Here is a 26,544-nt window from a genome sequence, read left to right on the forward strand (position 1 = left end):
CCCCTATCTTTCACAAAGCACTGGATCGGCAACATAACGCACAACCGCAGATTTCGGTTACAAAAAATCGAAACCGATGCGCAATTTTTATTGATTGATGGATCAATCAAAAATATCCTGGCCTGCAAAAGGGGAAGGCCGATGCCGAAACTGGGAATGGAGCCGATCCGCCGCAAGGCGCTCGTCGATGCCGCGCTTCGCGCCATCGGCGATCACGGCTCGCTCGACGTGACCATGTCGCAGATCGCGCGCCAGGCCGGCGTCTCGGCGGCGCTCGCCCATCACTATTTCGGCTCCAAGGACCGGCTGATGGTCGAGACGATCCGCAGCCTGCTGCGCCAGTTGCATATCGACGTCGTCGCGGCGCTGAAGGCGGCGGAGACGCCACGCGCGCGGCTTTCGGCGGTGGTGCGGATCAGTTTCCAGGCCGACCAGTTCTCGCCGGAGACGATTTCCGCCTGGCTCGCCTTCTATGTCGAGGCGCAGCGGTCGGAACCGATGCGCCGGCTGCTGGTCGTCTATGCCCGCCGGCTGCGCTCCGATCTCGTCTCGGCGCTGAAGACGCTCTGCCCGGATGAGGACGCCGCGCGGATCGCCGAAGGCACGGCGGCGATGATCGACGGGCTCTATATCCGCCAGGGGTTGCGGGCCTCGCCGCTTTCGATAGAGACCTGCGTGGCGCTGACGGAGGATTACCTGTCGACGCAGCTGGGCAAGGCGTCGTGATTCTTTTCGTATCCTATCGCCGGCAACACTCTCCATCCATCAAGGGAATACCTCGTTGAGCCACGTAAAACCCAATATCCTGATCGTCATGGTCGACCAGTTCAACGGCACGTTCTTCCCGGACGGGCCGGCGGATTTTCTGCATGCCCCGCATCTGAAAGCATTGGCGGCCCGCTCGGCGCGATTTAGCAACAACTACACCTCGTCGCCGCTCTGCGCGCCGGCGCGCGCCTCGTTCATGGCCGGCCAGTTGCCCAGCCGCACCCAGGTCTATGACAACGCCGCCGAATATGTCTCCTCGATCCCCACCTATGCGCATCACCTGCGCCGCGCCGGCTATTACACGGCGCTGTCGGGCAAGATGCATTTCGTCGGGCCGGACCAGTTGCACGGTTTCGAGGAACGGCTGACCACCGACATTTATCCGGCCGATTTCGGCTGGACGCCGGATTATCGCAAGCCCGGCGAACGCATCGACTGGTGGTATCACAATCTCGGTTCGGTCACCGGCGCCGGTGTCGCCGAAATCACCAACCAGATGGAATATGACGACGAGGTCGCCTTCCTCGCCAACCAGAAGCTCTACCATCTCTCGCGCGAGAACGACGATCAGGGCCGCCGCCCCTGGTGCCTGACCGTCTCCTTCACCCATCCGCACGACCCCTATGTCGCGCGGCGCAAATACTGGGATCTTTACGAAAACTGCGAGCATCTGCTGCCGGAAGTCGGCGCGATGCCGCTGGAACAGCAGGACCCGCATTCGCAGCGCATCATCTTCTCCTGCGACTACAAGAATTTCGACGTCACCGAAGAGGATATCCGCCGCTCGCGCCGGGCCTATTTCGCCAACATTTCCTATCTCGACGACAAGGTCGGCGAACTCGTCGACACGCTGACGCGCACGCGCATGCTCGACAACACCTATATCCTGTTCTGCTCCGACCATGGCGACATGCTCGGCGAGCGCGGATTGTGGTTCAAGATGAATTTTTTCGAGGGCTCGGCGCGTGTGCCGCTGATGGTCGCCGGTCCCGGAATATCCCCCGGCCTGCATACGACCCCGACGTCCAACCTCGACGTGACGCCGACGCTGGCCGATCTCGCCGGCATTTCCATGGACGAGGTCAAGCCGTGGACGGACGGCATCAGCCTCGTGCCGATGATCGACGGCGTTGCCCGCACCGAGCCGGTGCTGATGGAATATGCGGCGGAGGCCTCCTATGCGCCGCTGGTCGGCATTCGCGAGGGCAAGTGGAAATATATCCATTGCGAACTCGATCCCGAGCAGCTCTACGACCTCGACGCCGATCCGAAGGAATTGACCAACCTCGCGACCGACCCGGCTCATGCCGAAACGCTCGGGCGTTTCCGCGCCAGGCGCGAGGCGCGCTGGGACATGAAAGCCTTTGATTCCGCCGTGCGCGAAAGCCAGGCGCGGCGCTGGGTGGTCTATGAGGCGCTGCGCAACGGCGCCTATTACCCCTGGGACCATCAGCCGCTGGCTCGCGCCTCCGAGCGCTACATGCGCAACCACATGAACCTCGACAATCTCGAAGAATCCAAACGCTATCCGCGAGGAGAATAAGATGAAAGCCCAACCGAAAGCCTCGCACTTCATTGATGGCGACTATGTCGAGGACACCGACGGCACGGTGATCGAAAGCCTGTATCCGGCGACCGGCGAAGTCATCGCCCGCCTGCATGCGGCAACCCCCGCCATTATCGAAAAGGCGATCGCGGCCGCCAAGCGCGCCCAGCCGGAATGGGCTGCCATGAGCCCGACCGCGCGCGGCCGCATCCTCAAGCGCGCCGCCGAGATCATGCGCGAGCGCAACCGCGAGCTTTCCGAGCTGGAAACGCTGGATACCGGCAAGCCGATCCAGGAAACCATCGTCGCCGACCCGACCTCGGGCGCGGATTCCTTCGAATTCTTCGGCGGCATCGCCGCCACGGCGCTGAACGGCGACTACATCCCACTCGGCGGCGATTTCGCCTATACCAAGCGGGTGCCGCTCGGCGTCTGCGTCGGCATCGGCGCCTGGAACTATCCGCAGCAGATCGCCTGCTGGAAGGGCGCGCCGGCGCTGATCGCCGGCAATGCCATGGTCTTCAAGCCCTCGGAAAACACCCCGCTCGGCGCGCTGAAAATCGCCGAAATCCTGCACGAGGCCGGTCTGCCCAAGGGCCTCTACAACGTCATCCAGGGCGACCGTGACACCGGGCCGCTGCTCGTCAACCATCCCGATGTCGCCAAGGTGTCGTTGACCGGCTCGGTGCCGACCGGGCGCAAGGTGGCGGCAGCCGCCGCCGGCCATCTCAAGCATGTGACCATGGAACTCGGCGGCAAGTCGCCGCTGATCGTCTTCGAGGATGCCGATATCGATTCGGCCATCGGCGGGGCGATGCTCGGCAATTTCTACTCCACCGGCCAGGTCTGCTCGAACGGCACCCGCGTCTTCGTGCAGAAGAAGATCAAGGACACCTTCCTCGCCCGCCTCAAGGAGCGCACCGAAAAAATCCTGATCGGCGATCCCATGGACGAGGCGACGCAGCTCGGCCCGATGGTCTCCTGGGCGCAGCGCGCTAAGGTTCTTGCCTATATCGAGAAGGGCAAGGCCGAGGGCGCAACGCTTCTCACCGGCGGCGGCATTCCCAACAATGTTGCCGGCGAAGGCTATTACGTGCAGCCGACCGTCTTCGCCGACGTCACCGACGAGATGACCATCGCCCGCGAGGAAATCTTCGGGCCTGTCATGTGCGTGCTCGATTTCGATGACGAGGCCGAGGTCATCGCCCGCGCTAACGCCACCGAATTCGGCCTCTCCGGCGGCGTCTTCACCAGCGATCTTTCGCGCGCCCACCGCGTCGTCGACCAGTTGGAAGCCGGCACGTTGTGGATCAACGCCTACAACCTCGCGCCGGTCGAAATTCCCTTCGGCGGCTCCAAGCAATCCGGCTTCGGCCGCGAAAACTCGGCCGCCGCGCTGGAGCATTATTCCGAGCTCAAGACCGTCTATGTCGGCACCGGTCCGGTTCAGGCACCGTACTGATAGAAAGAAAAACAATGCAGAACGCAGATTTCGTCATCATCGGCTCCGGCTCGGCGGGTTCGGCCATGGCTTACCGGCTGTCGGAGGACGGCAAGCACAAGGTGGCCGTGCTGGAATTCGGCGGCAGCGATTTCGGTCCGTTCATCCAGATGCCGGCGGCCCTTGCCTGGCCGATGAGCATGAAGCGCTACAACTGGGGCTATCTCTCGGAGCCCGAGCCGAATCTGAATAACCGCCGCATCACCGCGCCCCGTGGAAAGGTGATCGGCGGCTCTTCCTCGATCAATGGTCTCGTCTATGTGCGCGGCCATGCCGAGGATTTCAACCGCTGGGAGGCGCTCGGCGCGCAGGGCTGGGCTTATGCGGACGTGCTGCCCTATTTCAAGCGCATGGAGCACAGCCATGGCGGCGAGGAAGGCTGGCGTGGCACCGACGGGCCGCTGCATGTGCAGCGCGGGCCGATGACCAATCCGCTGTTCCACGCCTTCATCCAGGCCGGCCAACAGGCCGGTTTCGAGACGACGCAGGATTATAACGGCTCGAAACAGGAAGGCTTCGGGTTGATGGAGCAGACCATCTACCAGGGCCGGCGCTGGTCGGCCGCCAATGCCTATCTCAAGCCGGCGCTGAAGCGGCCGAATGTCGAACTCATCCACTGCTTCGCGCGAAAGATCGTCATCGAGAACGGCCGGGCGGTCGGCGTCGAAATCGAGCGGGGCGGCAAGGTCGAGGTCGTCAGGGCGAAGCGCGAGGTGATCGTCGCCGCCTCCTCCTTCAACTCGCCGAAACTGCTGATGCTCTCCGGCATCGGCCCGGCGCAGCACCTGAAGGACATGGGCATCGAGGTGAAGGTCGACCGTCCCGGCGTCGGCGCCAATCTTCAGGACCATATGGAATTCTATTTCCAGCAGGTCTCGACCAAGCCGGTGTCGCTGTATTCCTGGCTGCCCTGGTTCTGGCAGGGGGTCGCCGGCGCGCAATGGCTGCTGTCCAAGGGCGGGCTCGGCGCCTCGAACCAGTTCGAGGCCTGCGCCTTCCTGCGCTCCGCGCCGGGCGTGCGGCAGCCGGATATCCAGTATCACTTCCTGCCGGTCGCCATCTCCTATGACGGCAAGGCCGCCGCCAAGAGCCATGGTTTCCAGGTGCATGTCGGCTACAACCTGTCGAAATCGCGCGGCAACGTCACCCTGCGTTCTTCCGATCCGAAGGCCGATCCGGTGATCCGCTTCAATTATATGAGCCACCCGGAAGACTGGGAAAAATTCCGCCACTGCGTGCGCCTCACCCGCGAGATTTTCGGCCAGAAGGCTTTCGACGCGTTTCGCGGGCCGGAAATCCAGCCGGGCGAGTCCGTCCAGAGTGACGAGCAGATCGACGCCTTCCTGCGCGAGCATCTGGAAAGCGCCTATCACCCCTGCGGTACCTGCAAGATGGGCGCGGCGACGGACCCGACGGCGGTCGTCGATCCCGAATGCCGGGTCATCGGCATCGAAGCCTTGCGTGTCGCCGACAGCTCGATCTTCCCGCATGTGACCTATGGCAATCTCAACGGCCCGTCGATCATGACCGGCGAAAAGGCCGCCGACCACATTCTCGGCAAGCAGCCCCTGCCCCGCTCCAACCAGGAACCGTGGATCAATCCGCGCTGGCGGGAAAGCGACCGGTGAAGCCACGACAAAGATGCGGTTGCAATGGGAGATCATGCGGCGGATAAGGAGACGTTGATCTCAGCGTAGAAAAGTCGTGATGCCCGCCGATTACAAGAAGATGAAAATGCTCCGCCGGTCGCGTGTCGTCTGGGGCTCCTGGGCACTCTGGAAACCGAGGATCGTCTTCTGGGCAGGGGCCTTGGCGATTGGGGTGATCAGCGTCGGCTTCGCGCGGGCGGCGGATGCGGCGCAGCATCTGTTCAAGGCGGCGACGGCGGTGCATCCGCTGGCCTATCTGCTGCCGCTCCTGCTGACGCCGGCCGGCTTCGTGCTCTGCAGCTATCTGGCGGCGCGGCTGTTTCCAAATTCGCAGGGAAGCGGCATTCCGCAGGCGATCGCCGCGCGCCATCTCAACGACGATCTCGACCGCAAGCGGCTGCTGTCGCTGCGGCTCGCCTTCGGCAAGATCCTGCTCACCGTCGTCGGCCTGTTCTGCGGCGCCTCGATCGGGCGCGAGGGGCCGACGGTGCAGGTGGGCTCGTCGATCATGCTCGCCGTCGCCCGCTTCGGTGGCATGGCGCAGGCCCGCGGGCTGATCCTCGCCGGCTCCGCCGCCGGCATCGCCGCCGCCTTCAACACGCCGCTGGCCGGCATCGTCTTCGCCATCGAGGAGATGAGCCGCAGCTACCAATCGCGCGCCAACGGCATCGTGCTGACCGCCGTCATCCTCTCCGGCCTTGCGGCGCTGGGGCTGTCCGGCAGCTATAATTATTTCGGCTCGACGCATGTGATGCCGGTCGGGGCGCGCGAATGGAGCCTCGTCCTGTTCTGCGGCGTCGGCGGCGGGGCGCTCGGGGCGCTGTTCAGCGCGCTGGCGCTCAGGCTCGGGCAGCGGTTGCGCCGCTGGGCGCATCCCGATCCCGTAAAACGCATGCTGCTGGTCGCCGGTCTCTGCGGCCTGGCGGTGGCGGTGATCGGCGTCGCCAGCGGCGGCCATACCTTCGGCACAGGCTACGAACAGGCGCGCGGCGCGATCGAAGGCCAGGCGCTGCCCTGGTATTTCTTCCTGACCAAGCTCGCCGCCAGCTTCCTGTCGATGCTGTCCGGCATTCCCGGCGGCATTTTCGCGCCGTCGCTGTCGGTCGGCGCCGGCCTTGGCAGCAGCATCGGACAGTTGCTCGGCGTCAGCATCCCGCTCGCGGCGATCCTCGGCATGGCCGGCTATTTCGCCGGCGTGGTGCAGGCGCCGATGACCGCCTTCGTCATCATCCTCGAAATGACCGGCGACCACGAGGCAGTCATCCCGATCATGGCGGTGGCGATGATCGGCTATGTCACCTCGCGGCTGATCTCGCGCGAGCCGCTCTATCACGGCCTGTCGCGGGTGTTCATCGCCGCAGCGCTGAGGGCGCGGCGGGCTGAAGATCACGCCTCTCCCGCTTGACAAAATCTATAAAAAAGGTAGATAATCTCGTTTTAGAGTGGCCTTTCGTTTTCTACCGGATCGAGGCTTCGAAGAGATATTTGCTCTAGCCCGTCACGATTCGGGATGGCTATTTCTGTCCTGCTGCGCTGCAAACTGAAATAATCCGGCCAAGTTGAATCCGGATCTGTTTTCATGACTGCACATCAATCCATTGCGGATGCCGCCGCGTTGAACGACACCCTGGCGGGGCTCGATCTTGCCGGGCGGCTGTCGATGGTCGCCGGTCTTGGCGGTCGCGCTGTCTTCACCACCTCGCTTGGCATCGAGGATCAGGTCATCGCTGCCGTCATCGGCACGCAGCGCCTGCCGATCGATGTCGTCACGCTCGAAACCGGCCGCCTGTTTCCCGAAACCATAGCGCTGATCGCCGAGACCGAGGAGCGCTTCGGCATGTCGATCCGCCGCTTCCATCCCGAGCAGGCCGATATCGACGCCTATGCGGCCAAATACGGCCTCAACGGCTTCTATGAAAGCGTCGAGGCGCGCCATGCCTGTTGCGGCGTGCGCAAGCTGAAGCCGCTGGCGAAGGCGCTCGAAGGCGCCACCGTCTGGATCACCGGCCTGCGCCGCGGCCAGTCCGGCAACCGCGCCGAAACGCCGTTTGCCGAATACGATCCCGAGCGCTGTCTGATCAAGGTCAATCCGTTGGCCGACTGGGACATTGCGGCGATCAACGCCTATGTCGAGGCCGAAAGCGTGCCGGTCAATCCGCTGCATGCGCGCGGTTACCCGTCCATCGGCTGCGAGCCCTGCACCCGCGCCATCAAGCCCGGCGAGCCGGAGCGCGCCGGCCGCTGGTGGTGGGAAAACGACGAAAAACGCGAATGCGGGCTGCATGTCCACGAAACACCCGCAACCGCCATCGCACAATGAACCGAATGCGCAGCGCCGCCTGACCCTTCCTCCCCTGCGACCCCGCCCTCTCCTCCCGGGCGGGGCGCGGCCTTGGGACAGCCGCTTCGCCATCTCAAAGGTTTTCTGGAGTTTATGAATGTCCGATGCCCGCCCTGAGCAGGAACTGAGAAATCCGCAATCCACCAAGCCGCCGCTCGATCCGCACCTCAAGGCGCTGGAAAACGAGGCGATCCACATCTTCCGGGAGGTCGCGGCCGAATTCGAGCGCCCGGTGATGCTCTATTCGATCGGCAAGGATAGTTCCGTCCTGCTGCATCTCGCCCGCAAGGCCTTTTATCCCGGCCGCGTGCCCTTCCCGCTGCTGCATGTGAACACCGGCTGGAAGTTCAAGGAAATGATCGCCTTCCGCGACGAGATCGTCAAGAAATACGATCTCGACCTGATCGAGCATATCAATCCGCGCGGAGCATCCGAAAACATCACGCCGTTCACCCATGGCTCGGCGCTCTACACCGACATCATGAAGACGGAAGCGCTGCGCCATGCGCTCGATGCCGGCAAGTTCGACGCCGCCTTCGGTGGCGCGCGCCGCGACGAGGAAGCCAGCCGCGCCAAGGAACGCATCTATTCCTTCCGCACCCCCGACCATCGCTGGGATCCGCGCAACCAGCGCCCGGAACTGTGGAACATCTATAACGGCATGATCCGCCAGGGCGAAAGCGTGCGCGCCTTCCCGCTGTCGAACTGGACGGAAGTCGATATCTGGCGCTACATCCAGGCCGAGGACATTCCGCTGGTGCCGCTCTATTACGCCGCCAAGCGCCCGTTCGTGGAACGCGACGGCATGATGATCCTCGCCGAGGATCCGCGCCTGGAACTGCTGCCCGGCGAAGTCAAACAGGAAGGCATGATCCGCTTCCGCACGCTCGGCTGCTTCCCGCTGACCGGCGCGATCCGCTCCGAAGCCACCACCCTCGAAGACGTGATCGCCGAACTCGAAATCGCAACCGTATCGGAACGACAGGGCCGCGCCATCGACCGCGACCAGTCCGGCTCGATGGAAAAGAAGAAGCGCGAAGGATATTTCTGAGATGACCGCCCAGCACTCCGCAACTCTTTCCATCCTGCCCGAAGCTGCGCCTGCCAAGGCGCCGGCGGCGCGCGATTCCAGGCCGCTGCGTCTCATCACCTGCGGCAGCGTCGACGACGGCAAGTCGACGCTGATCGGCCGCCTGCTCTGGGACACCAAGGCGGTGAAGGAAGACCAGGCCGCGACCCTGAAGCGCGACAGCGGCAAGCAGAACGATCTCGGCCTGCCCGATTTCGCGCTGCTGCTCGACGGTCTCCAGGCCGAACGCGAACAGGGCATCACCATCGATGTCGCTTATCGCTATTTCGCCACCGACCGCCGCTCCTTCATCGTCGCCGATACGCCCGGCCACGAGCAATATACCCGCAACATGGCGACCGGCGCCTCGACCGCCGATCTCGCCGTGCTGCTGGTCGATGCGCGCGCCGGCATCCTGGAGCAGACCCGCCGCCACGCCACCATCGCGGCGCTGATGGGCATCCGCCAGTTCGTGCTGGCCGTCAACAAGATCGACCTGACGCATTACGACCGCGCCGGCTTCGAGCGCATCACCCATGAATTCCGCGAGATCGCGCTGTCGCTTGGCGTCAAGCAGGTGACGGCGATCCCGATGTCGGCGCTGAAGGGCGAGAACGTCGTCTACGAAGGCAAGGCCGCCATGCCCTGGTATGACGGCCCGACGCTGGTGGAGGCGCTGGAACTGGCGACCATCCGCTCGTCGCAGGCGGTCGGTTTCCGCCTGCCGGTGCAGCGCGTCTCACGCCCGGGCGAAAGTTTTCGCGGCTATCAGGGCACGGTTGCCGGCGGCTCGGTGAAGCCGGGCGATTCCGTCGCCATCCTGCCCTCGGGCATGGTCGCCAATGTCACGCAGATCGTCACCTTCGACCTGGTGCGCAATGCCGCCGTTGCCGGCGACGCCATCACCCTCGTGCTCGACCGGCAGGTGGACGTGGCGCGCGGCGACATGATCGTCTCCATCGACAGCCAGCCGCAGGTGGGCCTCTCCTTCGACGCCCAGATCGTCGCGCTGCAGCCGGAAGGCATCCAGCCGACCAAGCGCTATTGGCTGAAGGCCGGTACGCGCCGCCAGCGCGTCAGCGTCCAGCCGCTGACCCTGCTCGACCTCAAGTCCGGCGCGTGGAATGCGGCCGAATCCCTGCCGATGAACGCCATCGGCAAGGTGAAGCTATCCTTCGACGAGGCGGCGATCTTCGACCCCTACGAGCAGAACCGCGCCACCGGCGCTTTCATCCTGATCGACCCGGATACCAACAACACGGTGGCCGGCGGCATGGTGACCGGCAAGCAGGCGACCGTCGACGGCATCCACCGCGACGGCAACCGCGTCATCCTGTCGCTGCCGGCCGATCTCGCCGACCAGATCATGGCCAGCGAACTCTTCGCCAGCCGCCGCCACGAAGCCGAGGTCAAGCGCCTGACCGCGGCGGAAGCCGCCCAGTTCTGGGACGACGCGGCGAGCGACATCTAAGACGAAAAAGGGGGCCGAAAGGCCCCCTCGCTATTTTCATTCTTTACTTTTTCGCGGCGTCTAGGAATTCGGCGCAGTAGGACGGGCCGTTGGCGCCAGGGCGGTCGGCGATCGCCTGGATATCGCGGATCAGATAATCCTGGCCGACGGTGATGCGGGCTTCACAGCGCAGGTAGACGGTCTTGGCTGCGGCAATACGCTTGCCCTTCTTGCCCTTTTCGCCTTCCTCGTATTTGGCAGGAACGCGAACCGTCTTGTAGCCGCCGCGCCAGGTATAGACGGTGGCCGAGCCGGTTTCGACGTCGGAGATCGGCGGGCCGTAAGCGGCGAAGAAGGTGCCGGCCGACTTGCCGTTCCAGCGGGCTTCGAGCGGGTTGCTGGCAATGCCGCCTGTGGTGGTGCATCCGGCGAGAGCCAGCATCAGCCCCCCCAGGGTAAGAATGCGCAAATTCATGATCTCATGTCCCTTGATCATCTAGCATGGTCGCATTTCCCGACCGGTTCGCACGTTTCCAGGAAATGCTGTCGTCCCCGGCCGCGAGACGAAACCCTTGGGAAAAGGCGGTTTCGCGGCTGTCCGCGCCCGCTCTAGCGCCAATTTCGCCGGAAGAAAATCACCATTCGCGCGCAGCCCGCAGAATTCTTGCAAGCGTCACCGCGCCGCCACCATGAAAGCTGGGCGCAAGGCCGCCGCAGCACCCGCCTTCCCGCAGGGCACCGAATTTCCCCCCGCCTTTTCAATCGCTTATCGGGGGTCCCGCGTGCAGCTGATTTTTTTTCATCGATCCCTTCATTTTTTTGTCGCACCCCGCTTGTCTATCCAAAATCGCTGGTCTATAGAGGCGCCACTGGTCACGGAGTGTAGCGCAGTCTGGTAGCGCACCACGTTCGGGACGTGGGGGTCGCAAGTTCGAATCTTGCCACTCCGACCAGTTGAAACCCTCCCGATTTGATCGTTCACCGCCAAGAACAGCAGATGCATCCGGCTAGCCGTATTGCGCAGGCCGCTGCAACCCGTTGCAATCGCTTTTCCACGCTCCCGCCGCGCCGTCCCTGCCAGTCGCCGTCGCGAAAACACCGGCGCATAAGATGCGGGCACGGTCTACTCCCTAGAAATCGCGCTAGAATTCGCACTTTATTCGTTCATCATATGCTTATATGAAAAGGTGATAATTCACAGCACGCCTTGATTGCAGGACAAGGTGCGACTAGCCTGAAATTGCGGGTAAGGGACAGGGATTGAGGGGCAGACACACACGCGGGGACAAGAGCCGGGTGACGTTGAGCGACGTCGCGCGCGTTGTCGGAGTGAGCGCCATCACAGTTTCGCGCGCCTTGCGCGTCCCCGGCCGAGTGTCGCCGGAATTGCGCAACCGTATTCTCGAAACCGTCGAGCAGATGGGGTATGTGCCCGATCTCGCGGCACGGGCGCTCGCCAGCCGCGACAGCGGCGTCATCGGCCTCATCATGCCGACGCTCACCCATGTGCCGCTGCTCGACATCATGACCGGCATCGAGGATCGGCTCTGCGGCAGCGGCTTCGGCATCCAGTACGCCAATACCCGGTTCGACCAGGCGACGATGGAGCAGAAGGTGCGCATGCTGCTCGCCCAGCGCCCGAGCGGGCTGATCTTCGTCGGCGTCGCTCCGGCCGGCGAAACGCTGGCGCGGCTGCGGCATGCGCCCTGCCCGATCGTGCAGATCAGCGATGTCAGCAGCGAACGGGCAGGCTCGGTGATCGGTATCGATACGGAACTGGCCAGCCGCATGGCGACCCGCCACATGCTCGACAAGGGCTATCGCCGCATCGCGCTGGTCGACGGCCGGCCGCGCGGCGGAAGTCTGCTGCGCCGCGAAGGCTACGAGAATGCGATGCGCGATGCCGGCGTCTACGATCCCGCCTGGGAGATCTTCGACGATGCGCCGAGCAGCGTCGGGCTCGGATCGCGATTCCTACGGCGGATTCTCGACACCATTCCGGATGCGGACGGCGCCTTTTGCCACAATGACGATCTGGCGCTCGGCATCCTGTTCGAATGCCAGCGGCTCGGCATCCGCGTGCCGCAGGATTTCGGCATATGCGGTTTCAACGATCTCGATTATGCCGCTTTGGCGCAACCATCGCTGACGACGGTGCGGGTGCCGCGCTACGACCTCGGCGAGCAGGCCGCCGACATGATGATCCGCGTCATACGCGGGACCGCATCCCGCGACGAAGTCGTCGATATCGGCTTCACCCTGTTCGAAAGGCAATCGACACAGCGCGACAGGCCGGCCGGCACCTGATGCCGGCCGGCGCGCTGTCTCAATCCAGCAATTCTGCCGGAACCTTGCCGCCATTGTCGGCCAGCGCCTTCATCAGCGCCTTGTGCAGCCAGACGTTCATGGTCGCGGAATCGTTCGTATCGCCGGTGTAATGCAGTTCCTGGGCCAGTTCCTTGCGGGCGGCCAGGCTGGAATCGAGATCAAGCGCCTTCATCATGTCGACGATCGAATGGCGCCAATCGAGCTTCTGTCCATTCTTCTTCACCGCCTCATCCATGATCGCGGCGACATCGACCGGCGCGGTCGAGGCCGGAGCGGACGGCGCTACCGAAGTGGACGGGGCCGACGGCTGCGCACCCGGTGCCGGCGCTGCCGGCGCTGCGGCCGCGCCCGCCGTCACCGGCTTGGCCGCCTCGGGCGCGGCCGGCGCAGGTGCCGCAGCCGTCTCAACCGTCTCGGCCGCATGCGCCTTGCCGAAAAGTTTTTCCTTGATCGAACTGAAAATACCCATCTGAAAACTCCCTTGTCGTTCACCCGGTCGCTGCCGAAGGCCGGGAAATCGGGAAATGGAGCAGCGACCGACGCAATCAAGTCGTGCAGCGTAATCACCGGACAATCAATAGATGGATTTCAGAAAATGGCTGGGGCGCCAGGATTCGAACCTGGGAATGCCGGTACCAAAAACCGGTGCCTTACCGCTTGGCGACGCCCCACCAGGGCGAGGCGCGAAGCGCGTCGCCGAGACGGCGCCTGATTAGCAAAGCTTAAGGGCATCGACAATCACTAACTTGAGACATGGTGCAGTTTTCTGCGCGAAAGCTTGCGTGGTCGCGCCCGGCAAATCCGATTTAAGGGATTATGCGGCGGGGCCGAACATGCTAGCAAGGGCGCGAAAGAGGAGACAGACATGAGCCAGTTCCGCGCCAGACCGCCCGCCATTCCCACGACCCTGCTCGACGACGACGTCGTGCGCATCATCCGCTGGGATTTCGAGCCGGGCGCCGATACCGGCCATCATGTCCATGGGCTGGGTTACGTCGTCGTGCCGATGACCGATTGCCATTTCCTGATCGAGGAGGAAGGTGGCAGCCGCCGCGTCGAGGTTGCCCGGGGCATGCCCTATCGCCGCGAGGCGGGCATCTCCCACAATGTCGTCAATGGCGGCACGGAATTCATGTCGTTCATCGAGATCGAATATAAGTGAAGGACAGCGCCCCTCCGCCTTTCGATACCAGCTTCGATCCGGCCTACGGCGTCGCCGTCGAGGTGGCGCCCGGGGTGCAGCGGCTGACCGTCAACAACCCCAGCCCCTTCACCTTCCATGGCACCAACAGCTATATCGTCGGCGGCCGCTCCGTCGCGGTCATCGATCCGGGGCCGGAGGACGAGGCGCATTTTTCGGCGCTGATGCGGGCGCTGGAGGGCCGCGAGGTCACTCATATCGCCGTCAGCCACACCCATCGCGACCACTCGCCGCTGACCCGCCGGTTGAAAGAGGCGACCGGGGCCATCGTCGTCGCCGAGGGACCGCATCGCGCCGCCCGGCCGCTGCATGCCGGCGAGACCAATCCCTTCGCCGAAAGCGCCGACAGCGAATTCCGCCCGGACATCGCGCTTGGCGAGGGCGACCGGGTCGAGGGCGATGGCTGGACGCTCTCCGCCGTGCTCACCCCCGGCCATACCGCCAATCACGCTGCCTTCGCGCTTGATGGCATCGGCATCCTGTTTTCCGCCGATCATGTCATGGCCTGGGCGACCTCGATCGTCGCGCCGCCGGATGGCGCCATGAGCGACTACATGGCCTCGCTCGAAAGGCTGCTTCAGCGCGACGACCGCATGTTCTTTCCCGGCCATGGCGGACCGGTCGCCGATCCGCCGGCCTTCCTCAGGGCACTGCGCACCCACCGGCGCATGCGCGAACGCGCCGTGCTGGAGCGGATCAAGGCCGGGGACCGGCATATTGCCGATATGGTGAAGGCCATTTATCGCGATACCGATCCGCGCCTGCATGGGGCCGCGGGGCTTTCGGTTCTGGCCCATATCGAGGATCTGCTCGAAAAGGGTCTGATCGCGACCGAGGGTTATCCCTCGCTTGCGGCGGCATACGAACTGGCCGGTTGAGCGGGCGTGAGCCCGTTTGCAATGTCATCAGCCGGACCACGTCCAGCAGAATGGCGAGGACTTCGCCCATGGCACATCTCCTCGTGTTATCGATGACCAATTGTGCGCCCGTCTGGCCTCCGGCCTCAAACGAGTTTATCGTCGGCTTCGATTGACTTGAGGTTATGCCAATGAAACGCGGACGCCTGCCGCTGACGGCCCTGCGCAGCTTCGAGGCCGCCGGCCGGCTGGAAAGCATCACGCTTGCCGCCGAGGAGCTTTTCGTGTCGCAGGCGGCGGTCAGCCGGCAGATCCGCGGGCTGGAAGATCAACTCGGCAAGGCCCTGTTCGAGCGCCATCACCGCGCGATCAAACTGACGCCGGCCGGCCGCGACCTGCTCGACGTGCTCGTCGCCTGTTTCGACCGGATGGAAGGCGCGGTGCAGGCGGCGGCGCTGACGCCGATGACGCGGGCGCTGGTGCGCATCAGCGTCGAGCCCTCGTTTGCCGCCGGGCGGCTACTGCCGGCGCTGCCGCAATTCAATGCGCAGCACCCCGATATCGACGTGCAGGTCGACTCCGATCCGCGCCTCGTCAGCTTTCGCGTCAACGGGCCGGTACTGGCGGTGCGCTATGCGCCGGCGGCGCGGAACTGGCCGAAAACGCAGGCGCGACTGCTTTACGAATGCGAGATGGCGGTGGTCGCCGCGCCCTCCCTGCTGGCCGAACAGGGAATGCCGCGAGAACCCGCCGAGTTGCTCGATCTTCCGCTGGTGCATGAGGAAAACCGCGACCTGTGGAAGCGCTGGCTGGCGGCGGCGGGCCTGCCGGATACGGGCAGCGAACGCGGCCCGATCTTCGACGACGCCGCGCTCGTGCTGCAATCGGCGCTGCGCGGCCAGGGCGTCGCGATCGTCGATCTCACCATGGCGCGGGAAGATCTCCTGACCGGCCGGATCGTGCGGCTTTTCGAGCCGGTGCTGGTCCACGGCGCCTATTTTCTCGTCGCCCGCGATTTCCAGCGGCTGGCGCCGGCGGCGCGGCAACTGGCCGACTGGCTCTCCACAGCCTTCGCCGCAAGCCCATAGGGCATGTCCGGGCGCAAACCACTTTACATTTTACTGGAATGCCGGATTTCAACCGCCGGAAAGCCCCAAAAGCTCCGAGTCCAGCGCCTTGAGGTAATCGTCGGCGACGGTGGCGCCGTAGCCGAGGTCGTGCTGGCCATAGCGAGAGACGACGCGGATATCGACCAGCGTCGTCTCAGCCTCCTCGCGCAGGCGAATAACGACATCTGAGGGGAAACCGAGGATCAGCGAGCGGGTTTCGCCCTGCAGCAGCACATCGCCCTGCTGGCCGATCAGCGGCAGGTCGGAGGCGATGTTGGGGCGCGGCAACGGCACGGGAACGTTGTCCAGCGTATCCGGCACGGCCTCCTCTTCCGCGCCCGCCGGCTTGGCCGGCAGGTCGGCGATATCGGCCTCGGTCTTTTCCAGCCCGTCGCCGTGACGGATTTTTATGCGGCTCTGGGCGTTGACCTTTTCCACAGCCTCGAAGACCCGGTCGAGCGCGCCGTTGTAGCGGCGCCCGATCAGGCCGGGATAGGCCGACAATTGCTGCAACCGGTCGCTGTCGGTAATGATGGCGTTGCGCGGTAGCCAGATCTGGTCGGCCTTGACGGAGTCGAGGAAGGGCGGCGGATCGCCGATATCGGTTGTTATGTCGTAGATCGGCGGATAGCGAAAATAGTCGTAAGCGCCCCAGGCGACAAGCGCGATCGGCGCCAGTGCATAGAACAGCCCGGCCGTCGCCGCCCCGCCGCCACGCGCCGCCACCTGCCACAGGCTGTTGAGGCCGATCAATGCCAACAGCACAGCCAGCAGCGCGAAGCCGGCGGAGAGCAGCACCAGCGCCACACAATAGGGCGTCGGCATCAGCGAAAAGCGATGGGCGGCCAGCACGACCACGAACAGCAGCAGCGAAAACTGGCCGATCCGTCTGGAAAAATGGGCCGCATGCGAAACCGGCCGGTCGTAACGAATGGTCATCGGTCAGCTATCCGGGGCAAGCGGCGAATCCGGTCGACAGGACGTTCACACGATCTGTAACCCCTTGCCCCGGTTGAGACAAGCAAGCGTTTTGCCGCTGCCCTCACCCCTTATCCGTTCTTGCCACGGATCGCCGCCTGCGCTGCCGCAAGCCGGGCGATCGGCACGCGGAAGGGCGAGCAGGAGACATAGTCCAGGCCGATATCCTCGCAGAAGTGGATCGAGGCCGGATCACCGCCGTGTTCGCCGCAGATGCCGAGCTTCATGTCGTTGCGGGTGCGGCGGCCGCGCTCCGTGGCGATGCGGATCAGCTCGCCGACGCCGTCGAAATCCAGCGAGATGAAGGGATCGTGCTCGATGATGCCCTTGCGCTGGTAGGTGGTGAGGAAGGCGGAGGCATCGTCGCGGGAAATGCCGAAGGTGGTCTGCGTCAGGTCGTTGGTGCCGAAGGAGAAGAATTCGGCCGCTTCCGCGATGGAATGGGCGCGAAGGGCTGCGCGCGGCAGCTCGATCATCGTGCCGACGAGGTAATCGATGCGCATGCCGGCCTCGTCCATGACGGTGCGGGCGACGCGATCGATGCAGCCCTTGACGTAATCCAGCTCGGCGCGCAGGCCGACCAGCGGCACCATGATTTCCGGCACCACCGGCGCGCCGGTTTCGCGCGCCGCCTCCACCGCCGCCTCGAAAATGGCGCGCGCCTGCATTTCGGCGATCTCGGGATAGGAAATGGCGAGACGGCAACCGCGATGGCCGAGCATGGGGTTGAACTCATGCAGCGCATCGACGCGCTGGCGCAGATGCGCCGGCTCCATGCCCATCGCCTGCGCCACCTCGGCGATCTCGGCATCGGATTTCGGCAGGAATTCATGCAGCGGCGGATCGAGCATGCGGATGGTGACCGGCAGGCCGTGCATGATCGAAAACAGCGCGGTGAAATCCGAGCGCTGCATCGGCAACAGCTTGTCGAGCGCCAAGCGGCGGCCCTCCTCGCCCTCGGCGAGGATCATCTCGCGCATGACATGGATGCGGTCGCCCTCGAAGAACATGTGCTCGGTGCGGCACAGGCCGATGCCTTCGGCGCCGAAGGAGCGGGCGGCGCGGGCATCCTGCGGCGTATCGGCATTGGTGCGCACCGTCATGCGGCGGTTGCGGTCGGCCCATTCCATAATGCGGCCGAAATCGCCCGACAGTTCCGGCTGCAGCATCGGCACCTCGCCCTTCAGCACCTGGCCGGAGGAGCCGTCGATGGTGATGATATCGCCCTTGCCGAGCGTGACGCCGCCGAGCCCGATCAACCGCTCGCCGCGCAGGTCGACGCGCATGGTGCCGGCGCCGGCGACGCAGGGCGTGCCCATGCCGCGCGCCACCACCGCCGCATGGCTGGTCATGCCGCCGCGCGTGGTCAGGATGCCCTCGGCGGTGTGCATGCCGTGAATGTCTTCCGGGCTGGTCTCGACGCGCACGAGGATGACCTTGCGGCCGGCCTCGCTGGCCTCGACCGCTTCCTCCGCCGTGAAGACGATCTCGCCGGTCGCCGCGCCGGGTGAGGCCGGCAGGCCGGAGCCGATGACCGTGCGCTCGAAGCGCGGATCGATGGTCGGGTGCAGCAACTGGTCGAGCGAGGCCGGCTCGATGCGCGTCACCGCCTCGTCCTGGCCGATCAGCTTTTCATCGACCATGTCGACGGCGATGCGCATCGCCGCCTTGGCGGTGCGTTTGCCGGTGCGGGTCTGCAGCATCCACAGCTTGCCGCGCTCGATGGTGAATTCCACATCCTGCATGTCGCGGTAATGGGCCTCGAGGCGGGTGCAGATGGCGCTGAATTCGCCGAACACTTCCGGCATCAGCTTTTCCAGCGACGGCTTTTCGGAGCCCGACGCGATGCGGGCGGCCTCGGTGATGCTTTGCGGCGTGCGGATGCCGGCGACGACATCCTCTCCTTGGGCATTGACGAGGAATTCTCCGTAGAGTTCCTTGACGCCGGTCGACGGGTTGCGGGTAAAGGCGACGCCGGTGGCCGAGCTGTTGCCGAGATTGCCGAAGACCATGGCCTGGACGTTGACGGCGGTGCCCCAGGCGGTGGGTATATTGTGGAGCTGGCGATAGGTGACGGCGCGGGCGTTCATCCAGCTGGCGAAGACCGCCGCGATGGCGCCCCAGAGCTGCTCCTGCGGATCCTGCGGGAAGGGCTCGCCCAGTTCTTCTTCCAGCATCGCCTTGTAGAGTTGGGTAATATGCTGCCATTCGACGGCGGAGAGTTCCGTATCGTATTCATGGCCGAGCCGGGCCTTCTCGTCCTCGAGGATTTCCTCGAAAACTTCGTGATCGAGGCCGAGGACGACGTCGCCATACATCTGGATGAAGCGGCGATAGCTGTCCCACGCGAAACGGGCGTCGCCGGCATCGTGGCCGAGCGCCTCGACGGTGTGGTCGTTGAGGCCGAGATTGAGGACGGTATCCATCATGCCGGGCATGGAGGCACGCCCGCCGGAACGGACGGAAAGCAAAAGCGGCCGTTCGGGATCGCCGAAGCGCCGGCCGGTCGCCTTTTCCATATGGGCCAGCCCGTCCAGCACCTGTGCCTTCATGGCGTCCGGCAGGGTGCGGCCATGGGTGTAAAACCAGGAACAGGCCTCGGTGACGATGGTAAGACCGGGGGGAACCGGCAGGCCGAGGCTCGCCATTTCCGCGAGATTGGCGCCCTTGCCGCCCAAAAGGGTCACATCGCTCGCCCGGCCTTCCGCCTTGCCATTCCCGAACGTGTACACCCACTTGGTCATGCTGTTCCCACCCTCGAGGTTCCCTCGCCTCGCGCATGACACTACGCCAGATGGAACCCGATGAAAATTGCAAATTGCCATCTATTTTTGCATTGCACAATGAATGCAGGCTGAACAAAATTCAGACGACGTCGAGCAGGCGTTCGGCGGCTTGCAGATCGACGGAAACGAGCTGCGAGACGCCTTGCTCGACCATGGTGACGCCGAAGAGGCGGTTCATGCGCGACATGGTGATGGGGTTGTGGGTGATGATCACGAAACGCGTCTGCGTGGAGGCGGCCATTTCGTCCATCAGGTTGCAATAGCGCTCGACATTATGGTCGTCGAGCGGCGCATCGACCTCGTCGAGCACGCAGATCGGCGCGGGATTGGTGAGGAAGACGGCGAAGATCAGCGCCATCGCGGTCAACGCCTGCTCGCCGCCGGAAAGCAGCGTCATGGTCTGCGGCTTCTTGCCCGGCGGGCGGGCCAGCACTTCGAGGCCGGCTTCCAGCGGATCCTCGGATTCGATCAATTGCAATTCCGCCGTGCCGCCGCCGAAGAGGTGAGTAAATAGACGTTGGAACTGTTCGTTGACCACATCGAAAGCGGCAAGCAGGCGTTCGCGGCCTTCGCGGTTCAGGCTCTGGATGGCGGCGCGCAGCTTGCGGATGGCGTCGATGATGTCGTTGCGCTCGGCGACGAGGCCGGTCAGCTTGTCGGAAAGCTCCTTCTGCTCCTCGTCGGCGCGCAGGTTGACGGCGCCGAGGCGCTCGCGCTCCATGCGCAACCGGTCGAGATCGCGCTCGACGCTGCGCAGCTCCGGCAGGGCCTCGCCGGGCGCGAGGCCGGTGAGGCGCATCGCCTCATGCGGGGCGACGCCCAGCGAATCGCGGATGCGAGTTTCCGTCTCGATGCGGCGCTCGCGGGCCGAGACCAGCCGTTCCTCGATGCGGCCGCGCTGCTCGCGGCTTTCGGCCAGTTCGGCAAGCGCGGTGGTGGCGATGCGGTCGGCGTCGCGCTGGCGGGTTTCGGCCTCGGCCAGATGATCGGCGGCGGATTTGCGGGCTTCCTCGGCCTTGGCGAGTTCGCGCGTCAGGGCGTAGCGGCGTTCCTCGAATTCGTCGGGGGCCTCGTCCAGCAAAGCGAACTCTTCGCGCGCTTCCTCCTCGCGTTCGCGCAAGGTTGCGATCTGGGCTTGCGCGCCTTGCGCCCGCGCCTGCCAGTTCACCCGCTCCTGGCCAATGGCCAGCAGGCGGCGCTGGCGGGCCTCGTTTTCGCGCGCCAGACCTTCGTGGCGGGCGCGGGCTTCGGCCGCCACGCCACGATCGGCGGCGACGGTTGCCTGCGCTTCGCGCAGCGAAAGGTCGAGTTCGGTCAGGTCGGGGGCGTCTTCCAGCTCGATGCGCAGGGTTTCCTCCTGCACCAGCAGATCCTCGATCTGGCCGGCGATTCCGCTGGCGGATTCGGTGATGACGTCGCGGCGGCGCAACAGGTCGCCGGCGGCGCGGTCGGCCTGGGCCAAGGCGTCGCGGGCTTCGGAGAGATGACGCACGGCGAGACGGGCGATGTCGCGGGCCTCGGAGAGTTTTTGCTCGGCGGCGCGGATCGCCGCGCCGGCCGCCTGCAACCGCGCCTCGGCGTCTTCCAGGGCGATGGAGGCCTCGTCGATTTCGGCGGTCAATTCGGTCAGGCGGTTTTTCTGGGCAAGGCGAAGCGCCGCGGCGCTCGGCGCTTCGGAGCCGGCGACATGGCCGTCCCAGCGGAACACCGCGCCGTCCTTGGTCACCAGCCGCTGGCCGGGCTTCAGCGCTGCCATCAGTCTTGGCGCGTCCTCGGTGGAAACGAGGCCGATCTGGTTCAGGCGGCGGGCAAGTTCGGCGGGGGCGCGGACATGGGACGACAGCGGCTCGACGCCTGCCGGCAAGGCCGGATCGCCTGAAACATCGCCGTTCAGCGTCCAATAGGCGGGCGCGGCGGGATCGAGGGCGCTGTCCAGATCCTCGCCGAGAACGGCGCCCAGCGCCGTCTCATAACCGCGCTCGACGCTCAATTGCTCGGCGACGGCGGCAAACCGGCCGGCAGACGCGCCGGCGCTCAGCATTTTCTCGATGGTGCGGGCTTCGGTGGTCAAACCGTTGAGGCGGGCGCGGGCGGCTTCGACGGGGGCGCGGGCCAAGGTTTCCGACTGGCGGGCGGCGGCGACATCGCCTTCGGCGGATTCGACAGCGATCTGGCCGTCCTCGGCGGCGATTTCGGCCGCCTCGACCACGGCGCGCTTTTCCTCCGGATCGGGCAAGTCGGCGAGTTTTGCCTCCAGTGCCGCGATTTCGCCAGACGCCTCCATGGCCTGACGCTCCAGCCGCATCTTGCGGTCGGTGAGATCGCGCAGGGTGCGTTCGATCTGGGTGCGGGCGGCGGCAGCCTCGGCGCGGGCGGCGGTGAGGCTGGAAAAAGCGCGTTCGCTTTCGGTGAGACGCGCGGCCGCCTCCTCGAAGGCGGCGCGCAGATCGTCGGCATGGCTGCCGGCGTCGCCAAGCACTTCGGAAAGCTCCTCTTCCTCGGCGGCGAGGCGGGAAAGGATCTCGGCGTTTTCCGCCACCAGCCGCTCCTCGCGCCTGACGTCCTCGCCGAGCTGGGCAAGGCGGCGGGTCAGTTCGTCGCGGCGGCGCAGCGCGCGGCTGGCTTCCTCGTCGAGCTGGGCGCGGGCGATCTGCAGACGTTGCAGGGCGGCGGCGGCGCGGGCCTCGGCCTCGCGCAGTTCCGGCATTTTCAGGCTGGCGACGGCCTGCTGCTTGGCGGCCTCCATCTGCGCCTGCGCCTTTTCGGCGACGCGCATCGTCGCCTGGTTGAGGCCGCTATCGGCCTCGCCCTCGGCTTCCTTCGCCTCGACCCAGCGGATATGCAACAGCATCGCCTCGCGGGCGCGGATATCGGCCGACAGCGCCTTGAAGCGGTTCGCCTGGCGCGCCTGTCGCTTCAGGCTTTCGATCTGGCTGTCGAGCTGCGAGGTGATGTCGTCGAGGCGTTCGAGATTGGTTTCGGCGGCGCGCAGGCGCAGCTCCGCCTCATGACGGCGCGAATGCAGGCCGGAAATGCCGGCGGCTTCTTCAAGCAACTGGCGGCGGGCCTGCGGCTTCGCCTGGATCAGCTCGCCGATTCGGCCTTGGCCCACCATGGAGGGTGAGCGCGCGCCGGTCGAAGCATCGGCAAACAGCAGCTGCACATCCTTGGCGCGGGCTTCCTTGCCGTTGATGCGGTAGACCGAGCCCTGCTCGCGCTCGATGCGGCGCGTCACCTGCAATTCATCGGCATCGTTGAAGGCGGCGGGCGCGGTGCGGTCGCTATTGTCGAGGAACAGGCCGACTTCGGCGGTATTGCGGGCCGGGCGGTTGCCGGAGCCGGAGAAGATCACGTCGTCCATGCCCGAGGCGCGCATGTTCTTGTAGGAGTTTTCCCCCATGACCCAGCGCAGGGCCTCGACGAGATTGGATTTGCCGCAGCCGTTCGGGCCGACGACGCCGGTGAGCCCCGGCTCGATGACGAATTCGGTCGGCTCGACAAAGGTCTTGAAGCCGAGCAGGCGCAGGCGATTGAATTTCATGGCGCGGCGATCCGCACCAGAAAAGCGCTCATGCGGGCGGCTCTCGCCGCCCGCAAATCGGCAGGACGATCAGAGGAAACTGTCGATGAGGGCCGACATGGTTTCAACCGTCATGTCTCCAGAATAACGCTTGCCGTTGATCAGGAAGGTCGGGGTGGAATTGACGCCGAAATCCTTCGCGCCGCGCTCGCGCACGCTGTTCACATCATCCAGAAGCTTCTGGTTCGTCAAGCAGGCCTCGAAGCTCTGCTGTGTATAACCGGCCATCTTGGCCATCTGCATCAGGGCGGCGCGGCCGTCCTGGGCGGCGGCCCAGGTTTCCTGCTGCTTGAACAGCATCGAGACCATCGGGAAATATTGCAGCGCGCTGCCGAGTTCCTCCGGCTTCTGCGGATTGCAGCGGGCCAGCATGAAGGCGGCCGCCGCGCGCGGATCGAAGGGGAATTCGCGGATGATGAAACGGACCTTGCCGCTATCGACATACTTCTTCTTGATCTCGTCGAAGGTGGTGTTGTGGAAATGGGCGCAATGCGGGCAGGTCATCGACATGTATTCGACGATCTGCACCTTGGCGTCTTCCGGCCCCAGCGCCATTTCCGGCAGGGCGCCGGGCTTCAGAACGGCGGCCATATCGACATCGCCGTCCGATTGCGGCATTTCCGCCTGCTGGGCGAATGCCGGGAAGGCCGAGATGAGCGGCGCGACGATCGCCGTTGCAGCAACGCCTGCCAGGAACTGGCGTTTCGTCATGGTCATTTCGGAAAGCGGCATAGGTTCACCCAAGTTGAAGCGGCGGTTATAGTTTCAAACGTCGTCGATATCCCGGCGACGAAGCGCCGACAAGCGGTCTCGCAAACCATTCCTTCAAAGAATTGTGACCGGCACGCGACCGGACGCATGAAATTTTCGTCATCTTTGCCGGGCGATCAGCGTCGGCGGCCCGGCGTCTTCTGCAGCACGGCGGTGCCGAGCCGCTCCAGCGCGGCGCGCAACCGGTCGCCCTCGATGCCCTCGACCATGTGGGACAGGCGTTCCGCCGCCGCGCCCTTCAGCGGCGGCGGCTTGCGGTTGGTGCGGGTCACCGGCGACACCGGCTTCTGCACGATGCGGATCTGGCGGATAGCCGGGAAGCCGAAGAAGCCGTTGATGCGGCCGATCAGCTCGCCCTGCGCGTGGGTGAGGAACAGGGCGCGCGCGCCTTCGCAGGCAATCGTCAGCACGCCGGACTGGAAACCGCCGCCGCGCCCGTCGCCGTCATCGCGGCGCGGCCAGGCGATCTTTTCCGGCCGGGTGCAATCGGCGAAATCCGCCCCGGCAATATCGGGCCATGAGCCGAGCAGCGCCGTGGAAATGCCGGCGCGGCGGGCAAGCACCGGATCGATGACGCCGTTTGCCAGTTCCGCAAGCTGATGCGCGCCGCGCGGGGTTTTACGCCGTGTGGGGCTTTCGCCGGAAAATTTCCGCTCGCCGGCCATCTCAACCCGCCTTTTTCGGCATGGCGCGGGCATAGCGCCGACGGGCCAGGATCTCGCCGAGCTGGAACAATTGCGCCGGCAGGCGCCGCCAGCGCGCCGGCTTGACCGCGCGATAATCGGCGCGCGTGCCGATCATGGTCGCGGCGCGCAGATCCCCGAAACCGACGAGATCGGTCTCGCTGACATAGGTTTCCGCCCCCGTCTCCCAGCCGCGCTCCAGCGCGACGTCGAAGGGCAGGCTCATGACCTTCAAGGACGAGAGCAGCTTGCGGGCACCTGATCGCGTCACCAGATAACAGGCGGCGGAGCCTTGCGGCCCCCAAAGACAGCGGCCGATGCGGTCGCCACGCGGCGTCACCGCCGCCGGCTCGAAACCATGGGCACGATGATTGACGAGTTTCAGCACATCCGCAGAAGGCAGCGTTTCCATCATCGCCGAGGCGCGCGCGATGAGATCGGGCGGCATGACGATATCGTCCTCGACGATGATCGCCGCCGGCACGCCGCTCTCGACCATGCGCGACAGGGCGGCGAGGTGGCTGCGGTAACAGCCGTATTCGCCGGGCAACAACCCGCGCCCGGTGCGGCGGGCAAACAAGGCCTCGTCGACATCCACCCATTGCGCGGGCGGCACCGCCTTGCCGTCGACGCCGCTGATGCGCTCGATGGCAAGGCCGCTTTCGGCGGCATTGCGGGTGATTTCGGCCATGCGGTCGCCGGCGCGGTCGAGGTTGATGACGAGGATCGGCAGACGAGGCGCGAGCGCTTCCTCCGGCCCTTGCGGCCGGGCGGACAGGGGCTCACTTGACTCGTTCACCATTATTCTCTTTTCTCGGCCCCGATGCAGACTCATCCGATGCCCATATCACAAAAGCCCGATCTCGCAAAGAAACTCATCTTCTGGTATGACCGGCACCACCGGGAGTTGCCGTGGCGGGTCTCGCCGGCGATGGCTGCGAAGGGCGTTCGCCCCGAACCCTATCACATCTGGCTGTCGGAGGTGATGCTGCAGCAGACCACCGTGCAGGCGGTCAAACCCTATTTCGAAAAATTCCTGGCGCTGTGGCCCAAGGTCACCGATCTGGCGGACGCCCCCTCCGAGCAGGTGATGGCCGCCTGGGCGGGGCTGGGTTATTACGCCCGCGCCCGGAACCTGAAGAAATGCGCCGAAGCCGTCGCCCGCGAGCATGGCGGACGCTTTCCGCAAACCCAGGAAGGCCTGCTCGCCCTGCCCGGCATCGGCGACTATACCTCGGCGGCGGTCGCGGCCATCGCCTTCGACCAGCCGGCCCCGGTCATGGACGGCAATGTCGAGCGCGTCGTCTCGCGTCTCTTCGCCATCGAGGAGGCGCTGCCGGCGGCAAAACCACTGTTCAAATCCTATGTCGCTGCGCTGACGCCCAAGGATCGGCCGGGCGATTTCGCACAGGCGATGATGGATCTCGGCGCGACGATCTGCACGCCGAAGCGGCCGGCCTGCGCGCTCTGTCCCTTCCGCGAGGACTGTTGCGCGCTCGCCGGGCACGATCCCGAACATTTTCCGGTGAAGGCCGCGAAGAAAGAGAAGCCGGTGCGGGTGGGCGCCGCCTTCGTCGCCGTCTCGCCGGACGGAGCGGTCTTCCTGCGCCGCCGGCCGGAGACCGGGCTGCTCGGCGGCATGACGGAGATTCCCAATTCCGCCTGGACGGCGCGCATCGACGGCGATGCGACGGAGGCCGCCGCGCCCTTCCCCGCCGACTGGCGGCACCGGGGCGTCGTCACCCATGTCTTCACCCATTTCGAGCTGCGGCTCTCCGTCTTCGAAGCCGAAACGCCGCGCCTCGAACGGCCGGACGGCTGGTGGCAGGCGATTGCGGCGCTTGGGGACGAGGCATTGCCAACCGTGATGAAAAAGGCGATAGCCCAAGCGCTTCCGGATGCCTTTAAACCGGGGCAAAAGGGATAG

General features: G+C 65.1%; 21 protein-coding genes and 2 tRNA genes. 14 read left to right on the plus strand and 9 right to left on the minus strand.

The genetic code is table 11. From position 1 onward, the window contains the following. Positions 1–141: 141 nt before the first annotated feature. The 8 genes from betI to cysN all read left to right on the plus strand — a co-directional run bounded on the left by betI (position 142) and on the right by cysN (position 10,345). A complete protein-coding gene (betI, locus tag P7F60_RS00910) occupies positions 142–726 on the plus strand; it encodes a transcriptional regulator BetI (RefSeq protein WP_277915820.1) in 585 nt (194 codons plus the stop codon). A gap of 55 nt (positions 727–781) precedes the next feature. Then, positions 782–2,311 (plus strand): choline-sulfatase, encoded by a 1,530-nt coding sequence (gene betC / locus P7F60_RS00915; RefSeq protein ID WP_277915821.1) that lies wholly within the window; start codon positions 782–784, stop codon positions 2,309–2,311. 1 nt (position 2,312) lies between these two features. After that, positions 2,313–3,776, plus strand: coding sequence for a betaine-aldehyde dehydrogenase (betB, locus tag P7F60_RS00920; protein WP_277915822.1), 1,464 nt, complete (start codon positions 2,313–2,315; stop codon positions 3,774–3,776). Positions 3,777–3,790: 14 nt separating this feature from the next. Beyond that, a complete protein-coding gene (gene betA, locus P7F60_RS00925; protein ID WP_277915823.1) occupies positions 3,791–5,443 on the plus strand; it encodes a choline dehydrogenase in 1,653 nt (550 codons plus the stop codon). A gap of 79 nt (positions 5,444–5,522) precedes the next feature. Next, the gene (locus tag P7F60_RS00930) at positions 5,523–6,869 is read left to right on the plus strand and encodes a chloride channel protein (RefSeq protein WP_277915824.1); all 1,347 of its coding nucleotides are present in this window, start codon (positions 5,523–5,525) and stop codon (positions 6,867–6,869) included. A gap of 174 nt (positions 6,870–7,043) precedes the next feature. Beyond that, positions 7,044–7,784: a phosphoadenylyl-sulfate reductase gene (locus tag P7F60_RS00935; protein ID WP_277915825.1), complete on the plus strand. Its 741-nt coding sequence runs from the start codon at positions 7,044–7,046 to the stop codon at positions 7,782–7,784. 118 nt (positions 7,785–7,902) lie between these two features. Then, a complete protein-coding gene (gene cysD / locus P7F60_RS00940) occupies positions 7,903–8,856 on the plus strand; it encodes a sulfate adenylyltransferase subunit CysD (protein WP_277915826.1) in 954 nt (317 codons plus the stop codon). 1 nt (position 8,857) lies between these two features. Then, complete coding sequence (gene cysN / locus P7F60_RS00945) at positions 8,858–10,345, plus strand: sulfate adenylyltransferase subunit CysN (RefSeq protein ID WP_277915827.1); 1,488 nt, start codon at positions 8,858–8,860, stop codon at positions 10,343–10,345. Between the two features lie 43 nt (positions 10,346–10,388). On the opposite strand, the gene P7F60_RS00950 is transcribed toward cysN, so the two are convergent. Beyond that, a complete protein-coding gene (locus tag P7F60_RS00950) occupies positions 10,389–10,799 on the minus strand; it encodes a hypothetical protein (RefSeq protein ID WP_277915828.1) in 411 nt (136 codons plus the stop codon). Between the two features lie 401 nt (positions 10,800–11,200). Between P7F60_RS00950 and P7F60_RS00955 the strand changes: the two genes are divergently transcribed. Both P7F60_RS00955 and P7F60_RS00960 read left to right on the plus strand, forming a co-directional pair. Continuing rightward, positions 11,201–11,277: transfer RNA gene (locus P7F60_RS00955), tRNA-Pro, on the plus strand. Positions 11,278–11,620: 343 nt separating this feature from the next. After that, the gene (locus P7F60_RS00960) at positions 11,621–12,631 is read left to right on the plus strand and encodes a LacI family DNA-binding transcriptional regulator (protein WP_277915829.1); all 1,011 of its coding nucleotides are present in this window, start codon (positions 11,621–11,623) and stop codon (positions 12,629–12,631) included. Positions 12,632–12,650: 19 nt separating this feature from the next. Here P7F60_RS00960 and P7F60_RS00965 read toward each other — a convergent pair whose 3' ends face one another. After that, positions 12,651–13,121: a DUF3597 domain-containing protein gene (locus P7F60_RS00965; RefSeq protein WP_277915830.1), complete on the minus strand. Its 471-nt coding sequence runs from the start codon at positions 13,119–13,121 to the stop codon at positions 12,651–12,653. 127 nt (positions 13,122–13,248) lie between these two features. Then, positions 13,249–13,323, minus strand: a tRNA-Gln gene (locus tag P7F60_RS00970). A gap of 194 nt (positions 13,324–13,517) precedes the next feature. On the opposite strand from P7F60_RS00970, the gene P7F60_RS00975 reads away from it, so the two are divergent. The 3 genes from P7F60_RS00975 to P7F60_RS00985 all read left to right on the plus strand — a co-directional run bounded on the left by P7F60_RS00975 (position 13,518) and on the right by P7F60_RS00985 (position 15,798). After that, complete coding sequence (locus P7F60_RS00975; RefSeq protein ID WP_277915831.1) at positions 13,518–13,814, plus strand: cupin; 297 nt, start codon at positions 13,518–13,520, stop codon at positions 13,812–13,814. After that, positions 13,811–14,731: an MBL fold metallo-hydrolase gene (locus tag P7F60_RS00980; RefSeq protein ID WP_277915832.1), complete on the plus strand. Its 921-nt coding sequence runs from the start codon at positions 13,811–13,813 to the stop codon at positions 14,729–14,731. The genes P7F60_RS00975 and P7F60_RS00980 overlap by 4 nt, the downstream gene beginning before the upstream one ends. Before the next feature lie 170 nt (positions 14,732–14,901). Continuing rightward, positions 14,902–15,798, plus strand: coding sequence for a LysR substrate-binding domain-containing protein (locus P7F60_RS00985; protein ID WP_277915833.1), 897 nt, complete (start codon positions 14,902–14,904; stop codon positions 15,796–15,798). A gap of 48 nt (positions 15,799–15,846) precedes the next feature. Here the strand turns inward: P7F60_RS00985 and P7F60_RS00990 are convergent, their stop codons facing one another. From P7F60_RS00990 to P7F60_RS01015, 6 genes are all read right to left on the minus strand, one after another. Further along, on the minus strand, positions 15,847–16,758 hold the full coding sequence (locus P7F60_RS00990) for a DUF1499 domain-containing protein (RefSeq protein ID WP_277915834.1): 912 nt from the start codon (positions 16,756–16,758) through the stop codon (positions 15,847–15,849). 110 nt (positions 16,759–16,868) lie between these two features. Continuing rightward, entirely contained in the window at positions 16,869–19,541 is a 2,673-nt protein-coding gene (ppdK, locus tag P7F60_RS00995; RefSeq protein WP_277915835.1) for a pyruvate, phosphate dikinase, read from the minus strand. Between the two features lie 121 nt (positions 19,542–19,662). Beyond that, positions 19,663–23,124 (minus strand): chromosome segregation SMC family protein, encoded by a 3,462-nt coding sequence (locus tag P7F60_RS01000; RefSeq protein WP_277915836.1) that lies wholly within the window; start codon positions 23,122–23,124, stop codon positions 19,663–19,665. 69 nt (positions 23,125–23,193) lie between these two features. After that, the gene (locus P7F60_RS01005; protein ID WP_277915837.1) at positions 23,194–23,895 is read right to left on the minus strand and encodes a DsbA family protein; all 702 of its coding nucleotides are present in this window, start codon (positions 23,893–23,895) and stop codon (positions 23,194–23,196) included. Positions 23,896–24,050: 155 nt separating this feature from the next. After that, positions 24,051–24,599, minus strand: a complete 549-nt coding sequence (locus P7F60_RS01010) for a DciA family protein (RefSeq protein WP_277915838.1) — start codon at positions 24,597–24,599, stop codon at positions 24,051–24,053. 1 nt (position 24,600) lies between these two features. Next, positions 24,601–25,419: a glycosyltransferase family 25 protein gene (locus tag P7F60_RS01015; protein WP_277915839.1), complete on the minus strand. Its 819-nt coding sequence runs from the start codon at positions 25,417–25,419 to the stop codon at positions 24,601–24,603. A 36-nt stretch (positions 25,420–25,455) separates the two neighbouring features. Here P7F60_RS01015 and mutY point away from each other — a divergent pair, with 36 nt between their 5' ends. Further along, complete coding sequence (gene mutY / locus P7F60_RS01020; protein WP_277915840.1) at positions 25,456–26,544, plus strand: A/G-specific adenine glycosylase; 1,089 nt, start codon at positions 25,456–25,458, stop codon at positions 26,542–26,544.

Origin of the sequence: Rhizobium sp. YJ-22 (assembly GCF_029601685.1) — a bacterium.
Classification (GTDB): Bacteria; Pseudomonadota; Alphaproteobacteria; order Rhizobiales; family Rhizobiaceae; genus Metarhizobium.

Excerpts from the sequence above, each read along its gene's own strand:
- betI (WP_277915820.1), top strand. The coding sequence starts at position 142 with ATGCCGAAACTGGGAATGGAGCCGATCCGCCGCAAGGCGCTCGTCGAT.
- betB (WP_277915822.1), top strand. The coding sequence starts at position 2,313 with ATGAAAGCCCAACCGAAAGCCTCGCACTTCATTGATGGCGACTATGTC.
- betA (WP_277915823.1), top strand. The coding sequence starts at position 3,791 with ATGCAGAACGCAGATTTCGTCATCATCGGCTCCGGCTCGGCGGGTTCG.
- P7F60_RS00930 (WP_277915824.1), top strand. The coding sequence starts at position 5,523 with ATGCCCGCCGATTACAAGAAGATGAAAATGCTCCGCCGGTCGCGTGTC.
- P7F60_RS00935 (WP_277915825.1), top strand. The coding sequence starts at position 7,044 with ATGACTGCACATCAATCCATTGCGGATGCCGCCGCGTTGAACGACACC.
- cysD (WP_277915826.1), top strand. The coding sequence starts at position 7,903 with ATGTCCGATGCCCGCCCTGAGCAGGAACTGAGAAATCCGCAATCCACC.
- cysN (WP_277915827.1), top strand. The coding sequence starts at position 8,858 with ATGACCGCCCAGCACTCCGCAACTCTTTCCATCCTGCCCGAAGCTGCG.
- P7F60_RS00950 (WP_277915828.1), bottom strand. The coding sequence starts at position 10,799 with ATGAATTTGCGCATTCTTACCCTGGGGGGGCTGATGCTGGCTCTCGCC.
- P7F60_RS00965 (WP_277915830.1), bottom strand. The coding sequence starts at position 13,121 with ATGGGTATTTTCAGTTCGATCAAGGAAAAACTTTTCGGCAAGGCGCAT.
- P7F60_RS00975 (WP_277915831.1), top strand. The coding sequence starts at position 13,518 with ATGAGCCAGTTCCGCGCCAGACCGCCCGCCATTCCCACGACCCTGCTC.
- P7F60_RS00985 (WP_277915833.1), top strand. The coding sequence starts at position 14,902 with ATGAAACGCGGACGCCTGCCGCTGACGGCCCTGCGCAGCTTCGAGGCC.
- P7F60_RS00990 (WP_277915834.1), bottom strand. The coding sequence starts at position 16,758 with ATGACCATTCGTTACGACCGGCCGGTTTCGCATGCGGCCCATTTTTCC.
- ppdK (WP_277915835.1), bottom strand. The coding sequence starts at position 19,541 with ATGACCAAGTGGGTGTACACGTTCGGGAATGGCAAGGCGGAAGGCCGG.
- P7F60_RS01000 (WP_277915836.1), bottom strand. The coding sequence starts at position 23,124 with ATGAAATTCAATCGCCTGCGCCTGCTCGGCTTCAAGACCTTTGTCGAG.
- P7F60_RS01005 (WP_277915837.1), bottom strand. The coding sequence starts at position 23,895 with ATGCCGCTTTCCGAAATGACCATGACGAAACGCCAGTTCCTGGCAGGC.
- P7F60_RS01010 (WP_277915838.1), bottom strand. The coding sequence starts at position 24,599 with ATGGCCGGCGAGCGGAAATTTTCCGGCGAAAGCCCCACACGGCGTAAA.
- P7F60_RS01015 (WP_277915839.1), bottom strand. The coding sequence starts at position 25,419 with ATGGTGAACGAGTCAAGTGAGCCCCTGTCCGCCCGGCCGCAAGGGCCG.
- mutY (WP_277915840.1), top strand. The coding sequence starts at position 25,456 with ATGCCCATATCACAAAAGCCCGATCTCGCAAAGAAACTCATCTTCTGG.